21 protein-coding genes are annotated in these 20,299 nt (G+C 38.8%); 2 read left to right on the top strand and 19 right to left on the bottom strand.

Going from position 1 to position 20,299, the window contains the following annotated elements; all coding sequences use genetic code 11:
• Window positions 1-74: 74 nt before the first annotated feature.
• From I6F49_RS08210 to I6F49_RS08170, 10 genes are all read right to left on the bottom strand, one after another.
• Window positions 75-809, bottom strand: coding sequence for an RluA family pseudouridine synthase (locus I6F49_RS08210; RefSeq protein ID WP_197179823.1), 735 nt, complete (start codon window positions 807-809; stop codon window positions 75-77).
• 16 nt (window positions 810-825) lie between these two features.
• The gene (locus I6F49_RS08205) at window positions 826-2,727 is read right to left on the bottom strand and encodes an MFS transporter (RefSeq protein WP_197179706.1); all 1,902 of its coding nucleotides are present in this window, start codon (window positions 2,725-2,727) and stop codon (window positions 826-828) included.
• A gap of 140 nt (window positions 2,728-2,867) precedes the next feature.
• The gene (gene recR / locus I6F49_RS08200) at window positions 2,868-3,476 is read right to left on the bottom strand and encodes a recombination mediator RecR (RefSeq protein ID WP_008165968.1); all 609 of its coding nucleotides are present in this window, start codon (window positions 3,474-3,476) and stop codon (window positions 2,868-2,870) included.
• 7 nt (window positions 3,477-3,483) lie between these two features.
• Entirely contained in the window at window positions 3,484-3,810 is a 327-nt protein-coding gene (locus tag I6F49_RS08195; protein ID WP_002962306.1) for a YbaB/EbfC family nucleoid-associated protein, read from the bottom strand.
• A 60-nt stretch (window positions 3,811-3,870) separates the two neighbouring features.
• Entirely contained in the window at window positions 3,871-6,390 is a 2,520-nt protein-coding gene (gene dnaX, locus I6F49_RS08190; RefSeq protein WP_197179705.1) for a DNA polymerase III subunit gamma/tau, read from the bottom strand.
• Between the two features lie 3 nt (window positions 6,391-6,393).
• Entirely contained in the window at window positions 6,394-6,939 is a 546-nt protein-coding gene (apt, locus tag I6F49_RS08185) for an adenine phosphoribosyltransferase (protein WP_007375861.1), read from the bottom strand.
• A 172-nt stretch (window positions 6,940-7,111) separates the two neighbouring features.
• Window positions 7,112-7,234, bottom strand: coding sequence for a hypothetical protein (locus I6F49_RS20485; RefSeq protein WP_002962301.1), 123 nt, complete (start codon window positions 7,232-7,234; stop codon window positions 7,112-7,114).
• A gap of 72 nt (window positions 7,235-7,306) precedes the next feature.
• Entirely contained in the window at window positions 7,307-8,059 is a 753-nt protein-coding gene (locus I6F49_RS08180) for an HvfC family RiPP maturation protein (protein WP_197179703.1), read from the bottom strand.
• A 36-nt stretch (window positions 8,060-8,095) separates the two neighbouring features.
• The gene (locus tag I6F49_RS08175) at window positions 8,096-8,953 is read right to left on the bottom strand and encodes an HvfB family MNIO-type RiPP peptide maturase (RefSeq protein ID WP_231615060.1); all 858 of its coding nucleotides are present in this window, start codon (window positions 8,951-8,953) and stop codon (window positions 8,096-8,098) included.
• A 67-nt stretch (window positions 8,954-9,020) separates the two neighbouring features.
• A complete protein-coding gene (locus I6F49_RS08170) occupies window positions 9,021-9,545 on the bottom strand; it encodes an HvfA family oxazolone/thioamide-modified RiPP metallophore (protein ID WP_197179696.1) in 525 nt (174 codons plus the stop codon).
• Window positions 9,546-9,771: 226 nt separating this feature from the next.
• On the opposite strand from I6F49_RS08170, the gene I6F49_RS08165 reads away from it, so the two are divergent.
• Together I6F49_RS08165 and I6F49_RS08160 are read left to right on the top strand one after the other, a co-directional pair.
• Window positions 9,772-10,752, top strand: a complete 981-nt coding sequence (locus I6F49_RS08165; RefSeq protein WP_197179694.1) for a tRNA-dihydrouridine synthase — start codon at window positions 9,772-9,774, stop codon at window positions 10,750-10,752.
• Window positions 10,753-10,813: 61 nt separating this feature from the next.
• Window positions 10,814-11,140, top strand: coding sequence for a TraR/DksA family transcriptional regulator (locus I6F49_RS08160; RefSeq protein ID WP_197179692.1), 327 nt, complete (start codon window positions 10,814-10,816; stop codon window positions 11,138-11,140).
• A 16-nt stretch (window positions 11,141-11,156) separates the two neighbouring features.
• Here I6F49_RS08160 and I6F49_RS08155 read toward each other — a convergent pair whose 3' ends face one another.
• The 9 genes from I6F49_RS08155 to pyrC all read right to left on the bottom strand — a co-directional run bounded on the left by I6F49_RS08155 (window position 11,157) and on the right by pyrC (window position 20,203).
• Entirely contained in the window at window positions 11,157-12,200 is a 1,044-nt protein-coding gene (locus tag I6F49_RS08155; RefSeq protein ID WP_197179690.1) for a hypothetical protein, read from the bottom strand.
• A gap of 61 nt (window positions 12,201-12,261) precedes the next feature.
• Complete coding sequence (locus I6F49_RS08150) at window positions 12,262-13,521, bottom strand: tetratricopeptide repeat protein (RefSeq protein WP_166420651.1); 1,260 nt, start codon at window positions 13,519-13,521, stop codon at window positions 12,262-12,264.
• An 11-nt stretch (window positions 13,522-13,532) separates the two neighbouring features.
• Window positions 13,533-14,150 (bottom strand): energy transducer TonB, encoded by a 618-nt coding sequence (locus I6F49_RS08145; RefSeq protein WP_007583869.1) that lies wholly within the window; start codon window positions 14,148-14,150, stop codon window positions 13,533-13,535.
• Window positions 14,150-14,554 (bottom strand): ExbD/TolR family protein, encoded by a 405-nt coding sequence (locus I6F49_RS08140; RefSeq protein ID WP_007583867.1) that lies wholly within the window; start codon window positions 14,552-14,554, stop codon window positions 14,150-14,152. The genes I6F49_RS08145 and I6F49_RS08140 overlap by 1 nt, the downstream gene beginning before the upstream one ends.
• A 14-nt stretch (window positions 14,555-14,568) precedes the next feature.
• The gene (locus I6F49_RS08135) at window positions 14,569-15,093 is read right to left on the bottom strand and encodes a MotA/TolQ/ExbB proton channel family protein (RefSeq protein WP_002961709.1); all 525 of its coding nucleotides are present in this window, start codon (window positions 15,091-15,093) and stop codon (window positions 14,569-14,571) included.
• Window positions 15,093-16,457 carry a MotA/TolQ/ExbB proton channel family protein gene (locus I6F49_RS08130; protein WP_166420650.1) on the bottom strand — a complete coding sequence of 455 codons (1,365 nt, stop codon included), beginning with the start codon at window positions 16,455-16,457 and terminating at the stop codon, window positions 15,093-15,095. The genes I6F49_RS08135 and I6F49_RS08130 overlap by 1 nt, the downstream gene beginning before the upstream one ends.
• Before the next feature lie 6 nt (window positions 16,458-16,463).
• On the bottom strand, window positions 16,464-17,234 hold the full coding sequence (locus I6F49_RS08125; protein WP_024590812.1) for a DUF3450 domain-containing protein: 771 nt from the start codon (window positions 17,232-17,234) through the stop codon (window positions 16,464-16,466).
• Window positions 17,235-18,506: 1,272 nt separating this feature from the next.
• Entirely contained in the window at window positions 18,507-18,710 is a 204-nt protein-coding gene (locus I6F49_RS08120; RefSeq protein ID WP_002961702.1) for a cold-shock protein, read from the bottom strand.
• 440 nt (window positions 18,711-19,150) lie between these two features.
• Window positions 19,151-20,203, bottom strand: coding sequence for a dihydroorotase (pyrC, locus tag I6F49_RS08115; protein ID WP_197179688.1), 1,053 nt, complete (start codon window positions 20,201-20,203; stop codon window positions 19,151-19,153).
• Window positions 20,204-20,299 lie beyond the last annotated feature (96 nt).

The following is a 20,299-nucleotide window of genomic DNA, read 5'->3' as shown; positions in this document are numbered from 1 at the left end:
ATGGGGTGAGGTGTTAGAACTTCAAGGGAAAAATTAAAAAAAGGTGAAACGAAAAAACAGAGTATCTCGCTTATCTAAAATGGATGTGGGCAATTAATATGTATTTCCTCGCCGCTTGCTGGGTGCTCAAAACATAAATCACTGGCATGCAATTGTAAGCGCCCTGCCATGTGTTCACTTTGCGCACTTTTATATAAGTCACAACCTAAAATAGGATGACCTATAAACTGGCTGTGTATTCTTAATTGATGAGTTCGCCCAGTAACCGGAGTAAACTGCACTAAGGTTCTATTTGGGCTGTGCAGTCTTTCAAGCACCTTGTATTCAGTCACCGCAGCTTTGCCAGTAGTTTGGCAAATTTTAACACGCGGAAAAAGCAGTTTGTCTTTCGCTATTGGTGCAGTGATTTGCCCTTCATTACTAGCCAAGCTCCCTTCTAGCATTGCTACATAACGCTTTTGAATAATACGTGCCTGGAACTGTTTATTAAGGTGCTTTGACGCAATCGCGTTTAATCCAACAATCATAATACCCGATGTACCCAAATCTAACCGATGCGGTAACTTAGCCTCTGCAAATGCGGCTGTTAATCCTTCCTGCCCATGTACCAAACGATAATGTACTGAGTCCCAGTTTAGTGGGTTTTTACCCGACAAACTCAATAGTCCACTGGGCTTATTAATCAATAAAATATCATCATCTTGATATAATATTTCAATAAACCCATCGCATTTAGGCGCTACAAAGTCATCAATAATATGTGGTTCTGAAGATGCATCCGATGTTGAGCTAGCCAATGAGTTAACCATTAAGTTAATCATTAAATTAGTCACTATCTTTTGAATGAAGCGCTTTTAAAGCTAAAACCTGCTCGCGTAAGTCATCAGCAACCACTCTATCAGCAGCAATAGCTTCACCGACGGTAACAGACACTAAAGACCATTTTAATCTCGGCAATTGCCACTTAGCTTTACGGCTAAACATACTTCCCCACAACCCTCCTAAATGCACAGGTATAACCGGCACGGGTGAGCGCTCAATAATACGCTCTATTCCACGGCGAAAAATATCCACGGTTCCATCACTCGTTAGTTTTCCTTCTGGGAAAATACCAACAAGCTCGCCTTTATCAAGCGCAGCAGCAACATCGTCAAAGGCTTTTTTAAATGCCTCTGGGTTGGTTTTTTCACTATCAATTGGAATCGCTTTAGCCATTTTAAATAACCAATGTAGGGCTGGCGAATAATAAATAGGGGCAAATACCATAAATCGGATAGGCCTTGGAGACGCCGCTAAAATAAACATCCAATCAACAAAACTTACGTGATTACACACTACAACCGCAGCGCCTTCGCTGGGAATATTACTTTCACCTTTTGTACGCACTCGGTACATACAAATAGCCAAAATATAAATAACAAACCGTAAAAAGAACTCAGGTACCTTGGTATAAATATAAACAGAGATAAGCAAGTTTAGCCCAGCAAGTAGCAGTAGCAGCTCTGAAATACTCCACTGAAAAACAGACAGTGTTACTATGCTCAAAATAGCACTGCCCACCATAAACAACGCATTTAAAACATTGTTAGCGGCTATAACGCGAGAACGACTCGATTCTTCAGTTCGTTGTTGAATAAGCGCATACAACGGTACAGTGTAAAAACCAGCGCCAATACCAATGCCTGCCATCCATACAAAATGCCACAACATGTCGCCTGTTTTTAATACCTGCTCAAGTGTTAATGATTGAGTATTTTGAGGCATATACGCGCTAATAGCGCTCTCTTGGCTCAGTAAGTATAAAAACAAGGTAATTAAAATAGCGCCAAAGGGCACAATCCCTAATTCTATACGAGAGCGAGAAAGCTTTTCACACAATAACGATCCAATGGCAATACTCAGTGAAAACACAACAAGCGCACTTGTTACTACTAGTTCATTACCCCCCATTGTATGTTTTACATAATTTGGTAGTGATGTTAAAACGATCGCACCAATTAACCAAAACCAACTGATCCCAAGTACCGATTTACCAACCGATTCTGTTTGCGAATTAAGTGCTGAAAATACGTTTTTTGTGGATGAAAATATATTATAAGTAAATTTTAAATTAGGCTCGTTTGCCTCACTAATCGGTATAAAGCGACTACTGACATAGCCCATAACGGCCAGTACTAATACTGCGATACTTATAACTGTGGGCCCTACTGATTGAGTAATATAGTAAGTACCAAAGATTGTACCTATTAGAATTGCTACAAACGTGCCTGATTCTACCAAGCCGTTCGCTTTTGTTAATTCGTTAGGCGCTACGTGCTGCGGTAAAATAGAGTATTTTAATGGACCAAAAAACGTACTTTGTACCCCCATTAAAAATACGGTGGCTAACATCAGCCAAACGTACTGCGTTAAAATCGAGACTGCCCCTACAACCATAATAGGGATTTCACATAGCTTTACGATTCTGATAAGTTTGGATTTTTCTGTTTTTTCTGCGAGTTGCCCCGCCACCCCTGAAAATAAAAAGAAAGGCAGAATAAATAACCCAGCAGCAATATTTGAATAAAGTGCGCCATCAGCAAGCGTTGCAGCCTGAAATATCAATAAAATAAGCACTGATTGCTTATACACGTTATCGTTTATCGCTGAGAAAAACTGCGTAATAAACAGCGGTAAAAAACGCTTACTGGCCAGTAATGCACCTTGATAGGATTGATTATCTTTCATTGTGTTCCTTACTAATTAGATAGATAGCCCACAAGAGTAAAACATAACAGGCCACCTCTAAGCTTACCTTAAAAACAAAAAAGCCTACATAATTTAATCATGTAGGCTTTTACAGTTTGTTTTCAAATAGTGACTTAGAGTTAGTCTTGTGTAACTAAACGCCTGCCGCTAAAAGCATGCATAAGCGTTCTACCATCTACTAAATCAAGCTCGCCCCCCACAGGAATACCGTGAGCGATACGCGAAGCACCTACTTTATATTTATGACAAAGCTGAGCAATATAATGAGCTGTAGTATCGCCTTCAACGGTAGGGTTAGTCGCTAAAATAACCTCATTAATACCGCCTTGAGCAAGTTTTTGCTCTAAAACGTCTAAGCCAATTTCTTTAGGGCCAATACCGTCAATTGGCGATAAATGACCCATTAAAACAAAGTATAGCCCTAAGTACTGACCTGTTTGCTCAATGGCAAGCACGTCAGTAGGCGATTCAACAACACATAATATGCCGCTGTCTTGGCGTTTTGTACTTAAACAAATGTCGCACTGAGCTTGTTCGCAAAAAGTACGACAAGACTGGCAATGCCCTATGGCTGTCATTGCTTTGGTCAATGCATTGCCAAGCTGAGTGCCCCCTTTACGGTCGCGCTCTAGCAAGTGAAAAGCAATACGTTGCGCTGACTTTGGACCAATGCCCGGTTGGCAGCGCAGTGCTTCAATGAGTTGATTTAAACTATCTGAAAGTTGCATTATTTACTTAAAACGGCATTTTCATACCTGGTGGTAATTGCATACCGCCAGTTACTTTACCCATACGCTCTTGTGTTTCTTCTGCAACACGGCGTACAGCATCGTTACATGCTGCTGCAAGTAAATCTTCAATCATGTCTTTGTCGTCTTCCATTAAGCTCTCATCAAGCTGAACACGACGTACGTTGTGGTTACCAAGCATAGTTACTTTAACTAAACCAGCACCGGCTTCGCCAACAACTTCTAAAGTTGCGATTTCGTCTTGGGCTTTTTGCATGCGATCTTGCATTTGCTGCGCTTGCTTCATCATGTTGCCCATTCCACCTTTAAACATAACTTTCTCTCTTTCTTTTAATACATTAATTAACATGAACATAAGGGCGATTGTAAGTAATTACAATGCCTGAATACTGTTTTCGTCAATTTCGGCGCTAAATACTTGCTGAAATTGTACTATGTTTTCATCTGATGTGATCACATCGATTGCTTGCTGGTGACGACCTGCATCAATTTTTTGCTGAATAAGATAAGGAGAGTCAATGACTCCTTTTGCAAAATTAATGCTTAATGACACGTTATGCTCATAAATACTCGACAACGCAGCATCTAACCGCTGGCGAAGCATAGGGGTATCTAAATGCTTTTGTGATTCATCAACGTCTATATGTAAGCTGTTACCTTGCTTGGTAAATATTGAATGCAATGCAAATTGGCGCATACGACCGCCTAATCCCATACGTTTAATTAAATACGCCCATTCATCTTGTTGATGCGCAAATCTAATTTCACTAATTGGACTTTGAAAATCATCAGGTGCAGGAATACTTACTTCCTCTGGCACAACTTCAGGCGCTTTTTGAGGATTAATTTGCTCAAGTAATTCTGGCGCTAAATTTTCGGTAATTGTTTGGTGCTTTTCTTTAAAATCAATCTTACGCGCTGGTTTTGTATTAGCGTGACTATTTGCCTGAGTTTGGCTCCCTGTTACTGGGAGCTCATGCTTTTTTTCACTCTCACCTGCACTACCAGTAGCCCAAGGTGGGGCATCGCTAAATGCAGTGCTTGACGTACTACTAGGCTCGCTTGTGTTTGCAGCACTATTGCTCTGCTCAACAATTTCAGCTTTAGGCATTCTTGGATGCTGTTCTGGCTTTTTAGCAGGCGCTTGGCTTGGCTGTGCTGCAACATTACTTGCAGATGTATTTGTATTCTTACCTGATAATCTACCCGCACCCGATATGTTTCTGTCACGTAAAATACGAGCAATGGCTGATTGAGCTTGCGCTTCTTGCTCGGCAATTGGTGTACTTACATTTTGATTAGCTGCAAGCTCTGGTGAAGGCTCTGAATTTGTATTAGTTGCAGGGTTAAAGCCCTGATCTACAGCGCTACTCATTATATCGTCAAACTGCGAGGCTAGCGTTTGTTCCGCATCGCTGTGTTGCATATAAGCTTCATCTTCACTTTGACGCTGGGCTTGCTCATCCGAAACAACATTAGCTAGTGGTTGCTCATTATCTGAAGCCTGTTGTTCAGGAGTGTTTTCTGTTTGTTGAACCGGTTGCTCTACTGCGACTTGGCTTGGCTCATTATTACTTTGTAGGACGCCATTATTCGATGTCTGAGCGGCAATTGTTGGCGCTGTTTCAACTGGTTTTGTTTGCTCGGTATTATTAACCGGCAAGGCATTAGTTACCTGCTCACGGCTAGCACTTGATAAGCTATTTTGCGATGTTTTATTTTTATTTAGTATATCTCGCAGTGCACTTGCTCGGCCTTGCTTATTTTGAGCCGGCTCTTCGTTAACTATAGATACAGTTTGTTGAGCGTCTGTAGGCTTAAATGCTAATAGTCTTAGCATGATCATTTCAAAGCCTAAACGAGGCTCTGGTGCCCATTGTAAATCTTTTTTACCATTTAACAGCAACTGATAATAAACTTGAATTTGCTGTGGGCTCGTATGCTGTGCAACATGAGCAATATAATCTACATTTTTTTCATCAAGCCCCGCCGCCTCTGGCACTAACTGGGTTAGTTGAGTCAAATGCGTAAGTGCAATTAAGTCATCAAGTAACGCTACATAATTAGGGTTACGGCTTGCCACTTGAGCAATTTCATCCATTAGCGCAGCGCCATCTTGGGCAAGTAATGCTGCAAGCAAGCTTTGACTGTAATGCGTATCCATTAAACCAAGCATAGTTTGAACTGCTTGATTATTAATATCACCATTTGTTTGCGCAATAGCTTGGTCGGTTAAGCTAAGTGCATCACGCATACTGCCATCAGCTGCTTTTGAAATAATACTAAGCGCATCGGTATCAAAGCTAAGCTGCTCTTGGGTCAGTACGTGTTCAAGCTGTGTTTTAATTTCACTTTGCGACAAGGCATTTAAGTTAAATTGCAAACAGCGAGATAAAATAGTAACAGGTAATTTTTGAGGATCGGTGGTCGCTAATAAAAATTTCACATGCTCTGGTGGCTCTTCAAGCGTTTTTAAAAGCGCATTAAAGCTGTGCTTAGAAAGCATGTGAACTTCATCGATTAGGTATACTTTATAACGTCCACGTGTTGGTGCATATTGAACGTTATCGAGTATTTCGCGAGTATCTTCTACTTTGGTACGAGAAGCCGCATCTATTTCGAGTAGATCAATGTAGCGCCCTGCTTCTATATCTAAACAGCTGCTACATTGACCACACGGATTTGCAGATATACCTTCGTCGCAATTTAAGCTTTTAGCAAAAATACGTGCAATGGTCGTTTTACCTACACCGCGGGTTCCAGTGAATAAATAAGCGTGATGCAGTCTATTTTGTGTAAGCGCATTTACAAGCGCTTGCTTAACATGAGACTGCCCAACCAATTCATGAAAGGTTTGAGGACGCCATTTTCTCGCTAGAACCTGATAACTCATCGATTACTCGCCTTCGAATTCAACCAATTTTAGGATTTTAATACCCATTTTTTTGATGCGCTGCTCGCCACCAAGTTCTGGTAGTGATACAACAAATGCAGCATCTGTGGCTTCGCCACCTAGTTTATGAACTAATTTAGCAGTGGCTTCAATTGTGCCGCCAGTTGCTAATAAGTCATCAACTAATAGTACTTTATCGCCAGGTACAATTGCATCAACATGCAGTTCTAGCGTGTCTTCACCATACTCAAGTAAGTAGTCTTGACGAATAACTTCGCGTGGTAACTTACCTGGTTTACGTACTGGAATAAACGGAATGCCTAACGCGTAAGACAATGGCGCACCAAAAATAAAGCCACGTGATTCTGTGCCGATTATTTTAGTAAAACCCTGATCTTTATATTCAGCGATAAAAGCGTCAATAGTTGCTTTAAAGGCTTCTGGATTTGCCATTAAAGTAGTTACATCGCGAAACATGATGCCCGCTTTTGGATAATCAGCAATTGTAGTTATGCTGTTTTTGATAATTGCTGGTGTTACTTGAGTCATAATTTTAACTGCTCAATTGTTTATATTACAAAGCAGGTGATTATAACCTTAACTAACCTTTAATTGCGAGTTTGGCGTTATTATAAAAGAAGTATTAAATGAAAGGAGTGTAATTAAAAATAAAGAGACTCAAGGCTGAAGTAAGCAACAGCCTCAATAAACGCTATGCATTTTAAGTTAAGCTAGTGATCCAGCCTAATATTGCATTTAAACAACCAATCCCTGCAAATACAGCTAAGAAAGCAAGAAAATAAGTAGCGTTGAACGGATCTTTAAAGTCTTTATCATCTGACATTGGTACAACCTTTTATTAAGCACGGCAAATAAGGGTGCCATAATAGACGATGTAAAATCATCAATAAAGACCTTAATCTTGATTTTTTGTCACAATGACACCGCGTTCAACCATTGCATTAAGGGTAACCAATGCACCTTGAGCAATTTGCTCTGCATTAAATTGCGGCGCGTGAGCTAATACCTGTTGGCAAACGTCGTCAAATGTCGCTCCATCACTTGCCTCTATAATTGACAACAGTAAAGCAGTCATCGCATTTGTAGCCAAAAATTGAACGTCATCATCTTCATCTCTATATACAACAAAACAATTAGGCTGAGGTGATGGCTCTTTAGGCATAAAGTGATTGCTAATATTTTGAACTGGGAATTGATAACTTAAATTTCTAGCTGCTTTGGATAAATACAAAGCAGAACAAGTAAGCGCTGTTGTTAGTAATTTTTGTTCTTGCTCATCTTCGTGTGCAATCGATACATCAAGTTCTATCCATTCATAATGCGCAAGTTCTAGCATAAACACAGGATCGTATTTTTTCATTTTATAATCACTTGATAAGTAATTAATAAACTCCCCTGCTATATCTAAAAAGTACGGCGAATGGCAATCATATTCACTAAAAAACTGGCGTACAAGTACCTGCCATTGTTTATCGGTATATAGTGTTTTTAACACTGGAAAGCCAGATGATACAAAGCCTTCAATGTTATTAAAAAATAGGTCGCGATAAATAGCCATTCGTCTATCTTCAATCCCGCTGGGCTTTTTATTTTTTTTAGGCTCTCGAATATGCGCCATAAATTCGTTTTGTATTTCAATAAAGCTCATAACTAGGCACTCTTTTAATGTTTATAAAGGCTTATATTAAGCTCGTTGTTTTGAAATAGTCGAATTAAGGTATTTAGCTTGTAGCTCATGAATTATGTCTAATTCTTTGGTTAACACATCCATAGTGGGAATATTAAAATCACGCTCAAGCAGAGTCGGAAATACGCCATGTACTTCATATGCCTTATCAAGTAACTCCCACACAGGACTGATTACATCAGCGCCATGTGTATCCACTATTAAGTCATCAGCCTCATTGTAATGCCCGGCGACGTGCCCATAGGCAATACGGTTAGAAGGCAATCTAGTTAAAAATTCTTGTGCGTTATAGCCATGATTAATCGAATTAACATAAATATTATTCACATCAAGTAAAAGCTTGCAGTCGGCTTGTTCTAAAATAGTATTTGTAAATTCTAGTTCTGATAATTGCTGCCCAGGAGCGCCATAATAAGAAACATTTTCTATCGCAATTTGCTGCTCTAGTATGTCCTGTACTTGCTTAATACGTGAAACAACGTGCGCAATAGCATCTTGCGTAAACGGAATTGGCATTAAGTCATACATATGCCCGGTGCCAGAGCAGTAACTTAAGTGCTCACTAAAAATTTTTATATTGTGCTCTTCAAAAAAACCTTTTAAAGACTTAACAAATTCAACATCAAGGGGTTCGGGGGAACCAATAGACAATGACAAACCATGACACACAAAGTTATTTGCATCTGTTAATGTTTTAAATTGTTTTTTAAAACGCCCCCCTAGCTTTAACCAGTTCTCTGGCGCAACTTCTAAGAAATCTACTTGATTAGGTACGTGCTCAAGTAGTTCATCAAGCATTTCTCGTCGTAGGCCAAGTCCCACCATCCCGAAATCTGTATTTTGAGTTTGTGTCATAACTACCTCTAACTTAACAAAAAAGGGCCTTAAGGCCCTTTTAGCATAACTTATTTAGAATAAGAAATTAACGGCCACCACATTTACCTTCGCCGCACTTGCCTTCAGCTTTAGTTTTCATGCCTTTAGCATCTTTTGCGTCGCCGCCACATTTACCTTCACCGCATTTACCTTCAGCTTTAGTTTTCATGCCTTTAGCATCTTTTGCGTCGCCGCCACATTTACCTTCGCCGCATTTGCCTTCAGCTTTAGTTTTCATACCTTTAGCATCTTTTGCGTCGCCGCCACATTTACCTTCGCCGCATTTGCCTTCAGCTTTGGTTTTCATGTCTTTAGTATCTTTTGCGTCGCCACCACATTTACCTTCGCCGCATTTACCTTCAGCTTTGGTTTTCATGTCTTTAGTATCTTTTGCGTCGCCACCACATTTACCTTCGCCGCATTTACCTTCAGTTGCGTCTAATTGGTAACCTGTTACTAATTGTTGGAACTCAAATGGGTTCGCTTGTACGTCAGCAGATACAAAACTTGCAGAGCCAACAACTACTGCACCTAAAGTTAACGCGATTGTATTTTTTTTAATTGTATTCATTTTATGACTCTCTTTAATCAAGGATTGTAAATCTCAGCAATAAAAATGTATTTTTAAATTGCTTGTATGCTTAAGTAGACCCGTACAAGAATAAAAACTTTCATTTATTTTCATATTATTTACTTTTGCAATTTCTACATTAAATATGGTTGGTAATTACAGATTTATCAATGTGTGATTTGCAGGTAAACTATGCGTCCAGTTTTTTATCAGAATTAATCACCTTATGAAACTTGTTTTAGCGCCTATGGAAGGTGTCGTTGATTTTAAAATGCGCCAATTACTCACAGATATTGGTGGGTTCGATTTGTGCGTTACCGAATTTGTAAGAGTGGTTGAGACATGCTTACCTGACAAGGTTTTTCATCGATTTTGTCCTGAGCTACATAATAATGGTTTTACGCGAGCAGGCACTCCAGTACGTGTTCAATTGCTCGGCCAAGAAGCAAATCCGTTAGCCGAAAATGCAATAAGAGCAATTGCTTTAGGATCTCATGGGGTCGACCTTAACTTTGGTTGCCCAGCAAAAACCGTTAATCGTAGTCGAGGGGGTGCTGTACTGCTTAAAGATCCTGACCACATGTACACTATTATTAAAGCAGTCCGAGACGCCGTAGATGATGAACATGAAGTAAGTGCAAAAATTCGCTTAGGCTTTGATGACGACAGTAACAGCCAAGAAATTGTAGATGCTGTCGTAAGCGCAGGCGCAAATAGTGTGGCAATACACGCCAGAACCAAACGTGATGGTTACAACCCGCCAGCTTATTGGGAAAAAATTCCACCAATAATAAAAGACAAAAATATTGCTGTTGTTGCCAATGGTGAAATTTGGCAAGTTGAGGATGCAATGCTTTGTCAAAAACGAAGTGAATGCACTGATTTAATGCTTGGTCGCGGCGCCCTTTCACATCCTGATCTAGCAAAAAAAATTAAAGCTCATGTAAATAACGAACACTATGATGGCCTACAATGGGAGCATATTATTTATCATTTAATTCACTCTGCGATCCATCAAGACCCTGCAAAAGATGAAAAGTACTTTGCTTCGCGTACCAAGCAATGGCTTGGCTATCTAAAGCGTCAGTATCCGCAAGCTATCGATTTATTTGATGAAATTAGGCGTTTAAAAAGTAAAGAAGACGTGGCCAGTGTATTAAATAAATACGCCAAAGCACCGCAACTTGATTCAAATCATAACAGCTAACTTAAAGCCCCTTGATAATATCAGTATAACGTAAAGCCAATTTAATAAGGTTGTACTGATAATGCATCATCAAAAAAGACTAAGCGATGAAATAGCACAAGTTAAATTAAATATATTAACTATGCTTTCTAAATCAGCCTATCCTGCACATCAGCATTTAATACAAATTTTAGCTGATACAGCAAATAATGAATGGTTAGATTGTGCCGCCGAGAAGCTTGGGCCTGAATATGCACTTTTAATTAGCCGCATGACTGAACTAGAAGCTGCACTAAGCCAAATAGAAATTGGCCAATATGGTTACTGCTGTGACTGTGAAGAAAAAATATCGGCCAAATCACTTGAACTAGACCCCGCAACTCAACGGTGTACGAAGTGCGCATCATAAGCGCACTTTAAAATCATTATATAATTTGTTGTATAAAGCTAAATGATTGCCCTGGGTAGAGTATTATATCTTCCACTAAATACTGAGCCTCTTCTTGACTCATTTTTAGGCGTTTTATAAGATTCACTTTTGCTTGTGGTAAAGTCCAGGCATGATAATGAATGCCTATATCCGATTCCATCATTGCAAGCATCAATGTTTTACCTTTATCAGACATGTTCATATTGCTCGCCATTGCAGGTAAGTCTTGATAATCAGTCTGCCAATCAAGCCCTTCAATTAGCTTTTCACTCGATAAATATTGCGCTAAAAACGATTTTTGATGAGAAGTAGACATTTTACTATCGAATATAACACGATCTAATACTTTTATTTTTTCATTTAAAAGCGTAACCCATTCCAACGGAGAATGTACTTCGCCACTAAAGTAATTAAGTTTGCTCTGATACCACTCTGTGCCATTTGGCAGGCCTCTTAAGCCAATACTACCTCTGGGCTTATAACTTACTAAATAATCGTTAAAAGCCCTTATATGACTTTTAAGCGCTGGCTGAACATCATTATTGTCTATCGCACTCGATACATAGCTTTGTAATAATGTAAGCTCAATCTTATTTAGCTTTAAATTGCTTTGTTTAGCACTGTCTAACGTGTCTTGGGTTGATTTAAGCCACGTAATAATACTATCTGGTGAGTTTTTTGAGCCTTCAAAAGCAAGCATGTTTTTCAATACATCTACTTGAGCTGGCCAATTAAAATAGCGCCCAGGAAAACGCTCCGCAATAACCAAATAGTTTACTTGCGCAATTTGATTAAGATTAAGCTCAATATCCATTAAGTTCTGATAAATAGTATGACGCTCTGCCAAATATGCATTTGAGAAAAGCAATTGTTCTTTAGTGATTTTACCGGTTTTTTTAGAATCATCTTGTACAAGTGCCATGTTTAAAGTTTTTAAAGCAACTTGTGCGTCTTCAAATGACTTATAAGGTTGAGGCTGCTTTGAGCATGCCGCTAAAAATAGGCACAGTAGTAATGAAAAAGAGAGCTTTTTATACATAGTAGTTCCAATAAAAAAAGCCCCAGAGGGGCTTTTTATAAGTTGCATTAGCTAATTAAAATTAAATTTTAACACCGTTGCGAGCGGCTTTATCTTTAATATATGTAGACCAACCTTTTGCAAACTTGCGTGTGCGAGGGTCATCCATAGCTTTAGTAATTGCAGCATATGCTTGCTTATACTTACCTTGGTAGTAATACGCTTCAGCTAAATCTGAGTAAATAGTACCCTTTTTATCAGAGCCAAGCTCTAATGCTTTGTTCAAACGAACAACAGCGGCACTGAATTTCTCAGATTGTAAAAGTAACGAACCAGCTTTGCGGTAAAGTTCAGCGTCGTCATCAAATTTAGCAGCTTCTTCGTAGTACTTAGCAGCTTTTTCTAAATCTTTAGAGCGGTGATAGTTACTAGCAATCGCGCTAACATTCTGCTTTGTACGTTTTACTTTTTCACTCTTAACGGCCTTTTCTAGCGTTACAGCTGCTCTAAAAGGGATCTCGTTTAAAGAGTAAAAGTTAGATAAGACTTTATACTCAACTTCATTTTCAAAGTAACCGTTCTTGTAAGCAACTTCCATCGTTGCTAAACCTTTTTGATAGTCTTCGGTTTGTAGGTAATATTTACCTAAGCTAACCCAAGCTTTTTTATCATCAGGCCATACACGAACAATTTCTTCGCCAATCTTAACCATGTTTGCATAATCTTTAAGTTCAAAGTATGCACCCAGTTTTAATTGGTAAGGACCTTTATTAGGTTCTTTTTGAAGTTTAATTGCCTTATCTGCTGGTTCAAAAACATCACGAAATTGCTCTAACTGATAGTTAGCTTGAGCAATCCGTGTATAAACCGTAGGGTCTTCTTGACCGGTAAAGTCCATCCAAGCTACATAAGCTTTTTTGGCCTCTTGATACTTTTCAGTACCGGCGTATAAATCACCTAACAGTTTTAGTGTTTGTTCTTGGTCAGCAAAGTTTAAAACATCAGGGGCAACTGCTTGTTTAGAATATTTAATCGCTTCATCATACTTTTCTTTTTGAGCGTACATGCTACCTAAGTAACGGTTAACGGTCGCTTTATCAAAGTCATTCGAAGCATCAATCTCTCTAAGCAAAACAATTGCTTCATCAACTTTTTCTTCGTTGTACAAATCAAATGCTTTAATTACTTTTTTACCAGTACGCTCGCCCATGATTTTAGTTTTTGCTTTTTTACGCTCTTCAATCTTTGCGTAATCTGGCGCCGCTAAAACAGATGCACTTAAAGTAGCACCAGTCACAGACATAAGAATCGCAAGAGCAGTTACTTTAGAAAAATTTCTCATTACTCGCCTCCTTAGTTGCCTTGGTTAAGTTTAAAGTCTAATTGAACTTGTAAACCTGGTTGTTTCTGTGGTTTTCCGTCAATGATCTTAGGACGGTACTTCCACTTACGCAGTGCACGTTTAGCTTCACGGTCAAAGATACGCTTCGGATCTGCGTCAATTACTTCAACGTCAGTTACTCCACCTAACTCATCAATTGTGAATGAAAGTTGTACCCAACCTTCTTTGCCATCACGTGCTGCTTGCGTTGGATATTTTGGTTCTATACGAACGATAGGTGTCGCATCACCATCTCGTCCAAATGCACCAGGACCACTTAGTCCACCAGCTGAACTACCAACATCAATGCTACCCATGTTAAATGACATAGCACCAGGGTTTGGATTATTATTTTCCGGCTGTGGCGGCTGCGGTTTAGGCGGCTGCTTTGGCGGTGGCGGAGGAGGAGGCGGTACACGCTTCCTCTCCTGCACCTTAGATTCAGGCGGATTCGTCATTATTTCGACTATGATCTGCTCTTTTTGTTCCGTATTACGGTCAGCCCCACCAGAGATGAGGAAGGCCATGAAGTAGAACAAGCCGAAAGTAACTGCCCCACCTGCAATCAGTGAAAACAGAAAACGAATCATTACTGATCTCCAGCTATTGAAATTCTAAGGTTGTCACCCGTCGCTTTAATCTGGTCCATAACTTTAACCACTGTGCCATGTTTAGCTTCTTTATCAGCTTGTATAATCACAACTTCAGTAGGTTGTTCTGCTAATAAACTTTCGATTTTTGCTGAAATACGTTCAACATCAATTTGTTGTTTATCAACCCAGATTTCGCCGTTACTACGAATAGCAATAAAAATGTTAGCATTTTTTTGCTTAGTAGCTTGGGCAGCTTTTGGTTTATTGACCTCGATACCAGCCTCTTTAACGAACGATGTAGTTACGATAAAGAAAATAAGCATGATAAATACGATGTCAAGCATTGGCGTCATATCAACCGCTGCTTCTTCTTCTTCACGAAAACGTTGTTTACGTGCCATATTTAATTCTCTCTCTAGTGATGAGGCATACTATCAATAAGTTTGGCTTTCACCATTTTAGCTTTTGTCTCAAGACGTGAGCTAAAAAACACTCCAGATAGTGCCGCAACCATTCCAGCCATTGTTGGGATTGTTGCCATTGAAATACCTGATGCCATTAAACGTGCGTTACCCGTACCCTGGTTGGCCATGGTTTCAAAAACCGAGATCATACCAGTAACAGTACCAAGTAAGCCTATTAAAGGACAAACAGCTACTAATGTCTTAATCAACAACATACGCTGATCTAATTTTTCAGACGCTTCAGAAATCCATGCTTCACGGATTCTGTGTGCGTACCAAGACGTAGTGTCTTGGCGGGCATCCCACTTTGCTACAATTTCTTTCGCTGTGCGAGGAAACTCTGCAAGTAGAAACCAATAGCGCTCAATCATTAAAACCCACATCAGAAAGAGTGCTATCGCGACCACGTATAAAACCTGGCCGCCTGTGCCAACAAAATCCCTGATAGATTCCCATATCTCCATCAGGACTAGCATTAGGCTTTCTCCTTCTCCGCGTGAGTAGCAACGATACCCGCGCTTTGCTCATCAAGGATGTGTAATACCGACTTACTACGACCAGCTACTAGAGCATGAAGTAGAATTAGTGGTAATGCAGCAATTAGACCTAGCGCTGTAGTTACAAGTGCTAGAGAGATGTTACCTGCCATGATCTTCGGATCACCCGTACCGAACAATGTGATTGTTTGGAACGTTAAGATCATACCGATTACTGTACCTAGTAGGCCTAGTAATGGTGCGATTGCAGCAAGAATCTTAATTATATTGATACCAGCTTCGATACGTGGCGTTTCACGTAGAATCGCTTCATCAAGTTTAAGCTCAAGGTTTTCAACATCTTGGTTCTTGTTGTCATGGTACACTTTAAGAATACGACCCAGTGGGTTATTTGTATTCGGTGTAGCAACATTTTTAAGCTGGCTCTTAATCTTACTAGTAGTAAGTGTAAGGTCAACAAAACGAATTAGAGTAATTAGCATACCTAAAGCTAGTAAAGCTGTAATGATATAACCAACTACGCCACCTTGATGGAAGTATTCCATAAGTGTCGCTTTTTGAGTGTTGATACGTAAGATAGCACCACGAGTCGGATCGATATAAACACCAGCGTAGTTATCTGGTGATGTATTTTCAAGATCAGTGATACCGTCTAAAATATAGCTATCAGGTTGTTTACCTAGAGGCTGAATAGACTTAGTTTCTGGTGAATAAATTAAGTAACCATCGTCTGTAACTAAGTTAAAGTTACCGATACGCGTTACTTTTTTCATTGACGGGTTACCGTCAAGACCAGCAACTTCAGTTTCAAAAGTTGAAACTTTAGCTGATTCAGTCATTTCTGTTTGAAGTGAAATCCAAAGTTCTTCAAGTTCACGAACAGTTGGAAGTTCTTTAGCAGCAGCTAATGAACGTAAGATTTCAGCACGGCCTGGTTTCTCAGCACTAACTAGTGATGCTTCGATAGAACCGATAGCGTCTTGAGCTGCACGACGTACAACACCAAACATCTCACCTAAAGTACCTTGGGCACTTTGAAGAGCTGCTTCTTTTTCTGCTAACGTATTTTCATTTTGTGCATATTGCTTAGTTAAGCGTTCACCACGAGACTTCTCAGAAGCAAGTTGGCTTTTAGCTTTATTAAGTAAAGATTGCTTGTCAGCACGATCTGATAAGAACTCTTGTTCACGTTTCTTATCGATTTTACCTTCAGAGATACGCTCTTGCTTTACTTGCTCAAGAATTTTATCTAGAGCTCCAGTATTTGCATGTGCATTTAACGCGGTACCTGCAGAAACAGTTAGTACTGCGGCAACAGCAAAACCTTTAAATAGTTTCTTCATTATTGATTACTCCGCGCCAAAGATAGGTAGTTTAACAAGTTCTAATGTCGCTTGCTTACGCGCCATACGAATAACTTCTTTAACAGGTTTTAGGTATTCTTCACCTAATTCTTTCCACTGTTTAGTGTTGTTATCCCACACCCAAGCATGTTTCAAGTCAAAAGACTGAGCAACGTAAGTGATACGACCTAACTGACCGATATCAACGTTAATGCTCTTGCCATCAACTTCTAATGTACCTTGAGAAGCAGATACAAGAGAGCTGTATGCTGTTTCAATAGTGTAAGCTTCAAGTACTTGACGGAATTTTTCAGACGTCGTTACAGACGCAGAAACCATGATTTCACGTAGTCTTTCAACACGTCCTAAACGCGTTTCTAGATTAAATGGAACGTCCGCTTTGATGAATTGCTCAAGCGTATCGATCATGCGATACATCAAAGGCACAACGTTTTGTTTCGTGTTATCAATCGTAGCGATTTGACGATCAAACGACTCAATAGAAGCGTTTTGGCTATCAACCAAGCGCGACACGTGATCGTTATACACTTTCATAAGTTCAGTCTCATCAACAACGCTACGGTACTCAGCGATTAGCTCCTGAGTTTGACCATATACATTGTCAATTTTAGTTTGAGACTTAACCGCAGCCTTTTGAATTTGTTGACCTGCTTTTTGCACGTCATTCAAAGGATCTGCAATCACATTGCTGCTTGCAAATGCAAATGCGCCAACCAACGCAGTTGCTACAAGACTCTTTCTGATTTTAACAGACATAGTTCCCAACCAATTAAGTAATGTTACTTTTATAATTTAATTATCCTCCGAGGAGAACAACCCTGATATCTTTTAATAGATATCAACCTTCCAATAATGCTAAATGCAATTAGCGCTGTCAACTTGATGTTTACTAATCGCAGTAAATAAATAGCTAAGTTGATGCTTAAACAAAAGTACCAGCGCACAATTGTTAACATTATTGCAACCAAGCTTTCTCTTAATATTTCTATTAAAGCCTTTTAAGGGGTGTATTTATTCGCATTGCACTGACATAAAACAACATTATTGCAACATTTAGCTAAGCCTGAATTCGCACTGAAAAAAAACTAAAAAAAATACAGATAGATATAACAAAAGTTATTTTTTAGACGATTTCGACACATTTTATCTCTTCGCTAACACTTCATCTGAGAAAACAAACCGTTTGTCGCACAAAAAAACAACACTAGATTACCTCAAATACTGCAAACACCCACTTTATGGGTTCATTCTCAAAGATTTTTTTGAAATGTATTTCCCATAAATAGTAATAATAATCTTAATAATGAGTTCACTTAAGCAAGCCCAAACCAGCCAATCACTCTCGATAATGAGGCTAGCTTTATTTAGTGCTTTAAATTAGTTTTCAACTCTCTTAAATTTATCTAAATTAGACTATTCAAAAAAGTCGCTCTACTGTACAAAAATATACCGAGAATGAGCCTTAGTTCTAATTATCTAACACAGTAGAGGCCTATAAAAGCAGTCCCCCATTTCTAGTTGTACCAATCTGCTTAAATAGATCTCATATATAATATCAACCCGCAATAATACTTAATCAATTTGAGAGGTTAAATCTTACGCTAACTGCGTTAAAAACTTCTGATATACAACTGCATGGATGCAGGAGGTAAAGCAATGCAGGAGCAATTGCCGAGAACAACCAAATAACGAAATTTTATCTTGTTATCGACACGGTTTTCTTGCCTCAAAATAGATCACTTAATTAAGCGAGCGGATATAAGCAGATTGGTATAATTTGATACTAGTTTAATAAACTATAGAAAATGATTTAACAGCGTTAGAGGGTGGTGAAGTTATTGAATTATTCGATAAATAAATACTTTGGAAGCTTACATTAAAATAAGAAATTTACGTAGATATGGATAGATAGTTTTGAATTTAAGATTAAGATATTTGTGGGTGATGAAGAAAGGATATGTTGAAAGAGGAAATTATGGTGAAACAGAAAACTGCTTCACCAAGATGAACTAGAGTTCACATAATAAATTATGCTGCTTCTACGTTCTCAGCTTCAGGGCCTTTTTGACCTTGTTTGATGCTGAATGTCACTGCTTGACCTTCGCTAAGAGTGCGAAAACCAGAACCAGTGATTGCGCTGAAATGTACAAACACGTCAGGACCATTTTCTTGTTCAATGAAACCAAAGCCTTTAGCTTCGTTGAAAAACTTTACTTTACCAGTAACCGACATACTAAATTTTCCTGTAAGTCAATAATTAAAATTCAGCCATATTATTATGGCAATATCCTCCCTGAGTCAATGCTCAAAAATATGGAGGTACAGTACAGGAACAAGTAATAACCTAACCGGTAACCTTAAACGCAGCACAATATCCGTAAATTCAATACATAAAACTCAAAGCAAGGTAAGATTAACACATTATTTTTTTTTTCGCTCTATTAATTGGGAATTTTTTATTAAAAATATATATTTGTTTTAAATCGCCTTTAACTGACTAATTTACAAGCAGAAACTATAAAGTATTATTGTAATATATATTACTGAAAACGCATATTAAAGCCCTCTACAGCTGCCATATCACCGAAATTACACTCCTATATTATCAAAAACACAAACATAAAAGCCGCATTAAAAATTAAGCGGCTTTTAGTTTGAATATATATTATTAACTATTTAACAAACCAATCAATAGTATCTTCAGCTTTTATAGGTACAACCTCAGAGTCGCCTAAAGCGTAGCTTGCTGGTACTTTCCATGGTTTTCTTTCTAATGTAATCGTATCGGTATTACGCGGCAACTCATAAAAGTCAGGTCCAAAGTGGCTTGCAAACCCTTCAAGCATATCCAGAGCTCCCGCATCTTCAAATGCTTCAGCGTATAACTCAATAGCGGCATGAGCCGTATAGGCGCCAGCACAACCGCAAGCAGCTTCTTTTTTGTCTTTATAATGTGGTGCAGAATCAGTTCCTAAAAAGAACTTTTTATTACCACTAATTGCAGCGCCCATCAACGCTTGTTGATGAGTATTACGCTTGAGGATTGGCAAACAATAATAATGTGGGCGAATTCCACCTGCTAGCATATGATTACGATTATAAAGTAAATGATGAGCTGTAATTGTTGCAGCTACATTGCTTGGCGCATTAACTACAAACTCTACTGCATCTTTGGTTGTGATATGTTCGAGTACAATTTTAAGTTCAGGAAAATCATTTACTACATCCTCTAAAATAGTCTCTAAAAAAACTTTTTCGCGGTCAAAAATATCAATAGATGAATCGGTTACTTCTCCATGTACTAGCAACAACATACCAACTTCTTGCATTGCTTTTAAAACAGGGTAAATATTTTTTACTGACGTGACACCTGAATCGGAGTTTGTTGTAGCGCCAGCAGGGTATAGTTTTGCTGCAACTATTTTGCCCGTTGCTTTTGCTTTTTTTATTTCGTCCGCCGTTGTTTGTTCTGTAAGATATAGCACCATTAAAGGCTCAAAACTACCTTGTGGTTTAGCAGCCATAATTCTTTCTCTGTATGCTAATGCCGTATTTGTACAAGTTGCAGGCGGCACCAAATTAGGCATAATTATTGCTCTACCCATATAACGACTAATATCACGTACAGTATCTTTTAATTGATCGCCATCACGTAAATGTACGTGCCAATCATCAGGGCGAGTTATTGTTAATGTTGTTGCTGAGTTTGAAGTTGTATTAGTCATTACTTTGTTCCACGGCTGAATTTATTCGATCATAGGCATATGATGTTTTCGAGTAAAGATTTTATTAAAAATAATATTTTATATTGATGACACTGC

The organism is Pseudoalteromonas sp. SWN166, from assembly GCF_015864485.1.
Taxonomy (GTDB): domain Bacteria; phylum Pseudomonadota; class Gammaproteobacteria; order Enterobacterales; family Alteromonadaceae; genus Pseudoalteromonas.
This window is presented reverse-complemented; position numbering and strand designations above follow the sequence as displayed.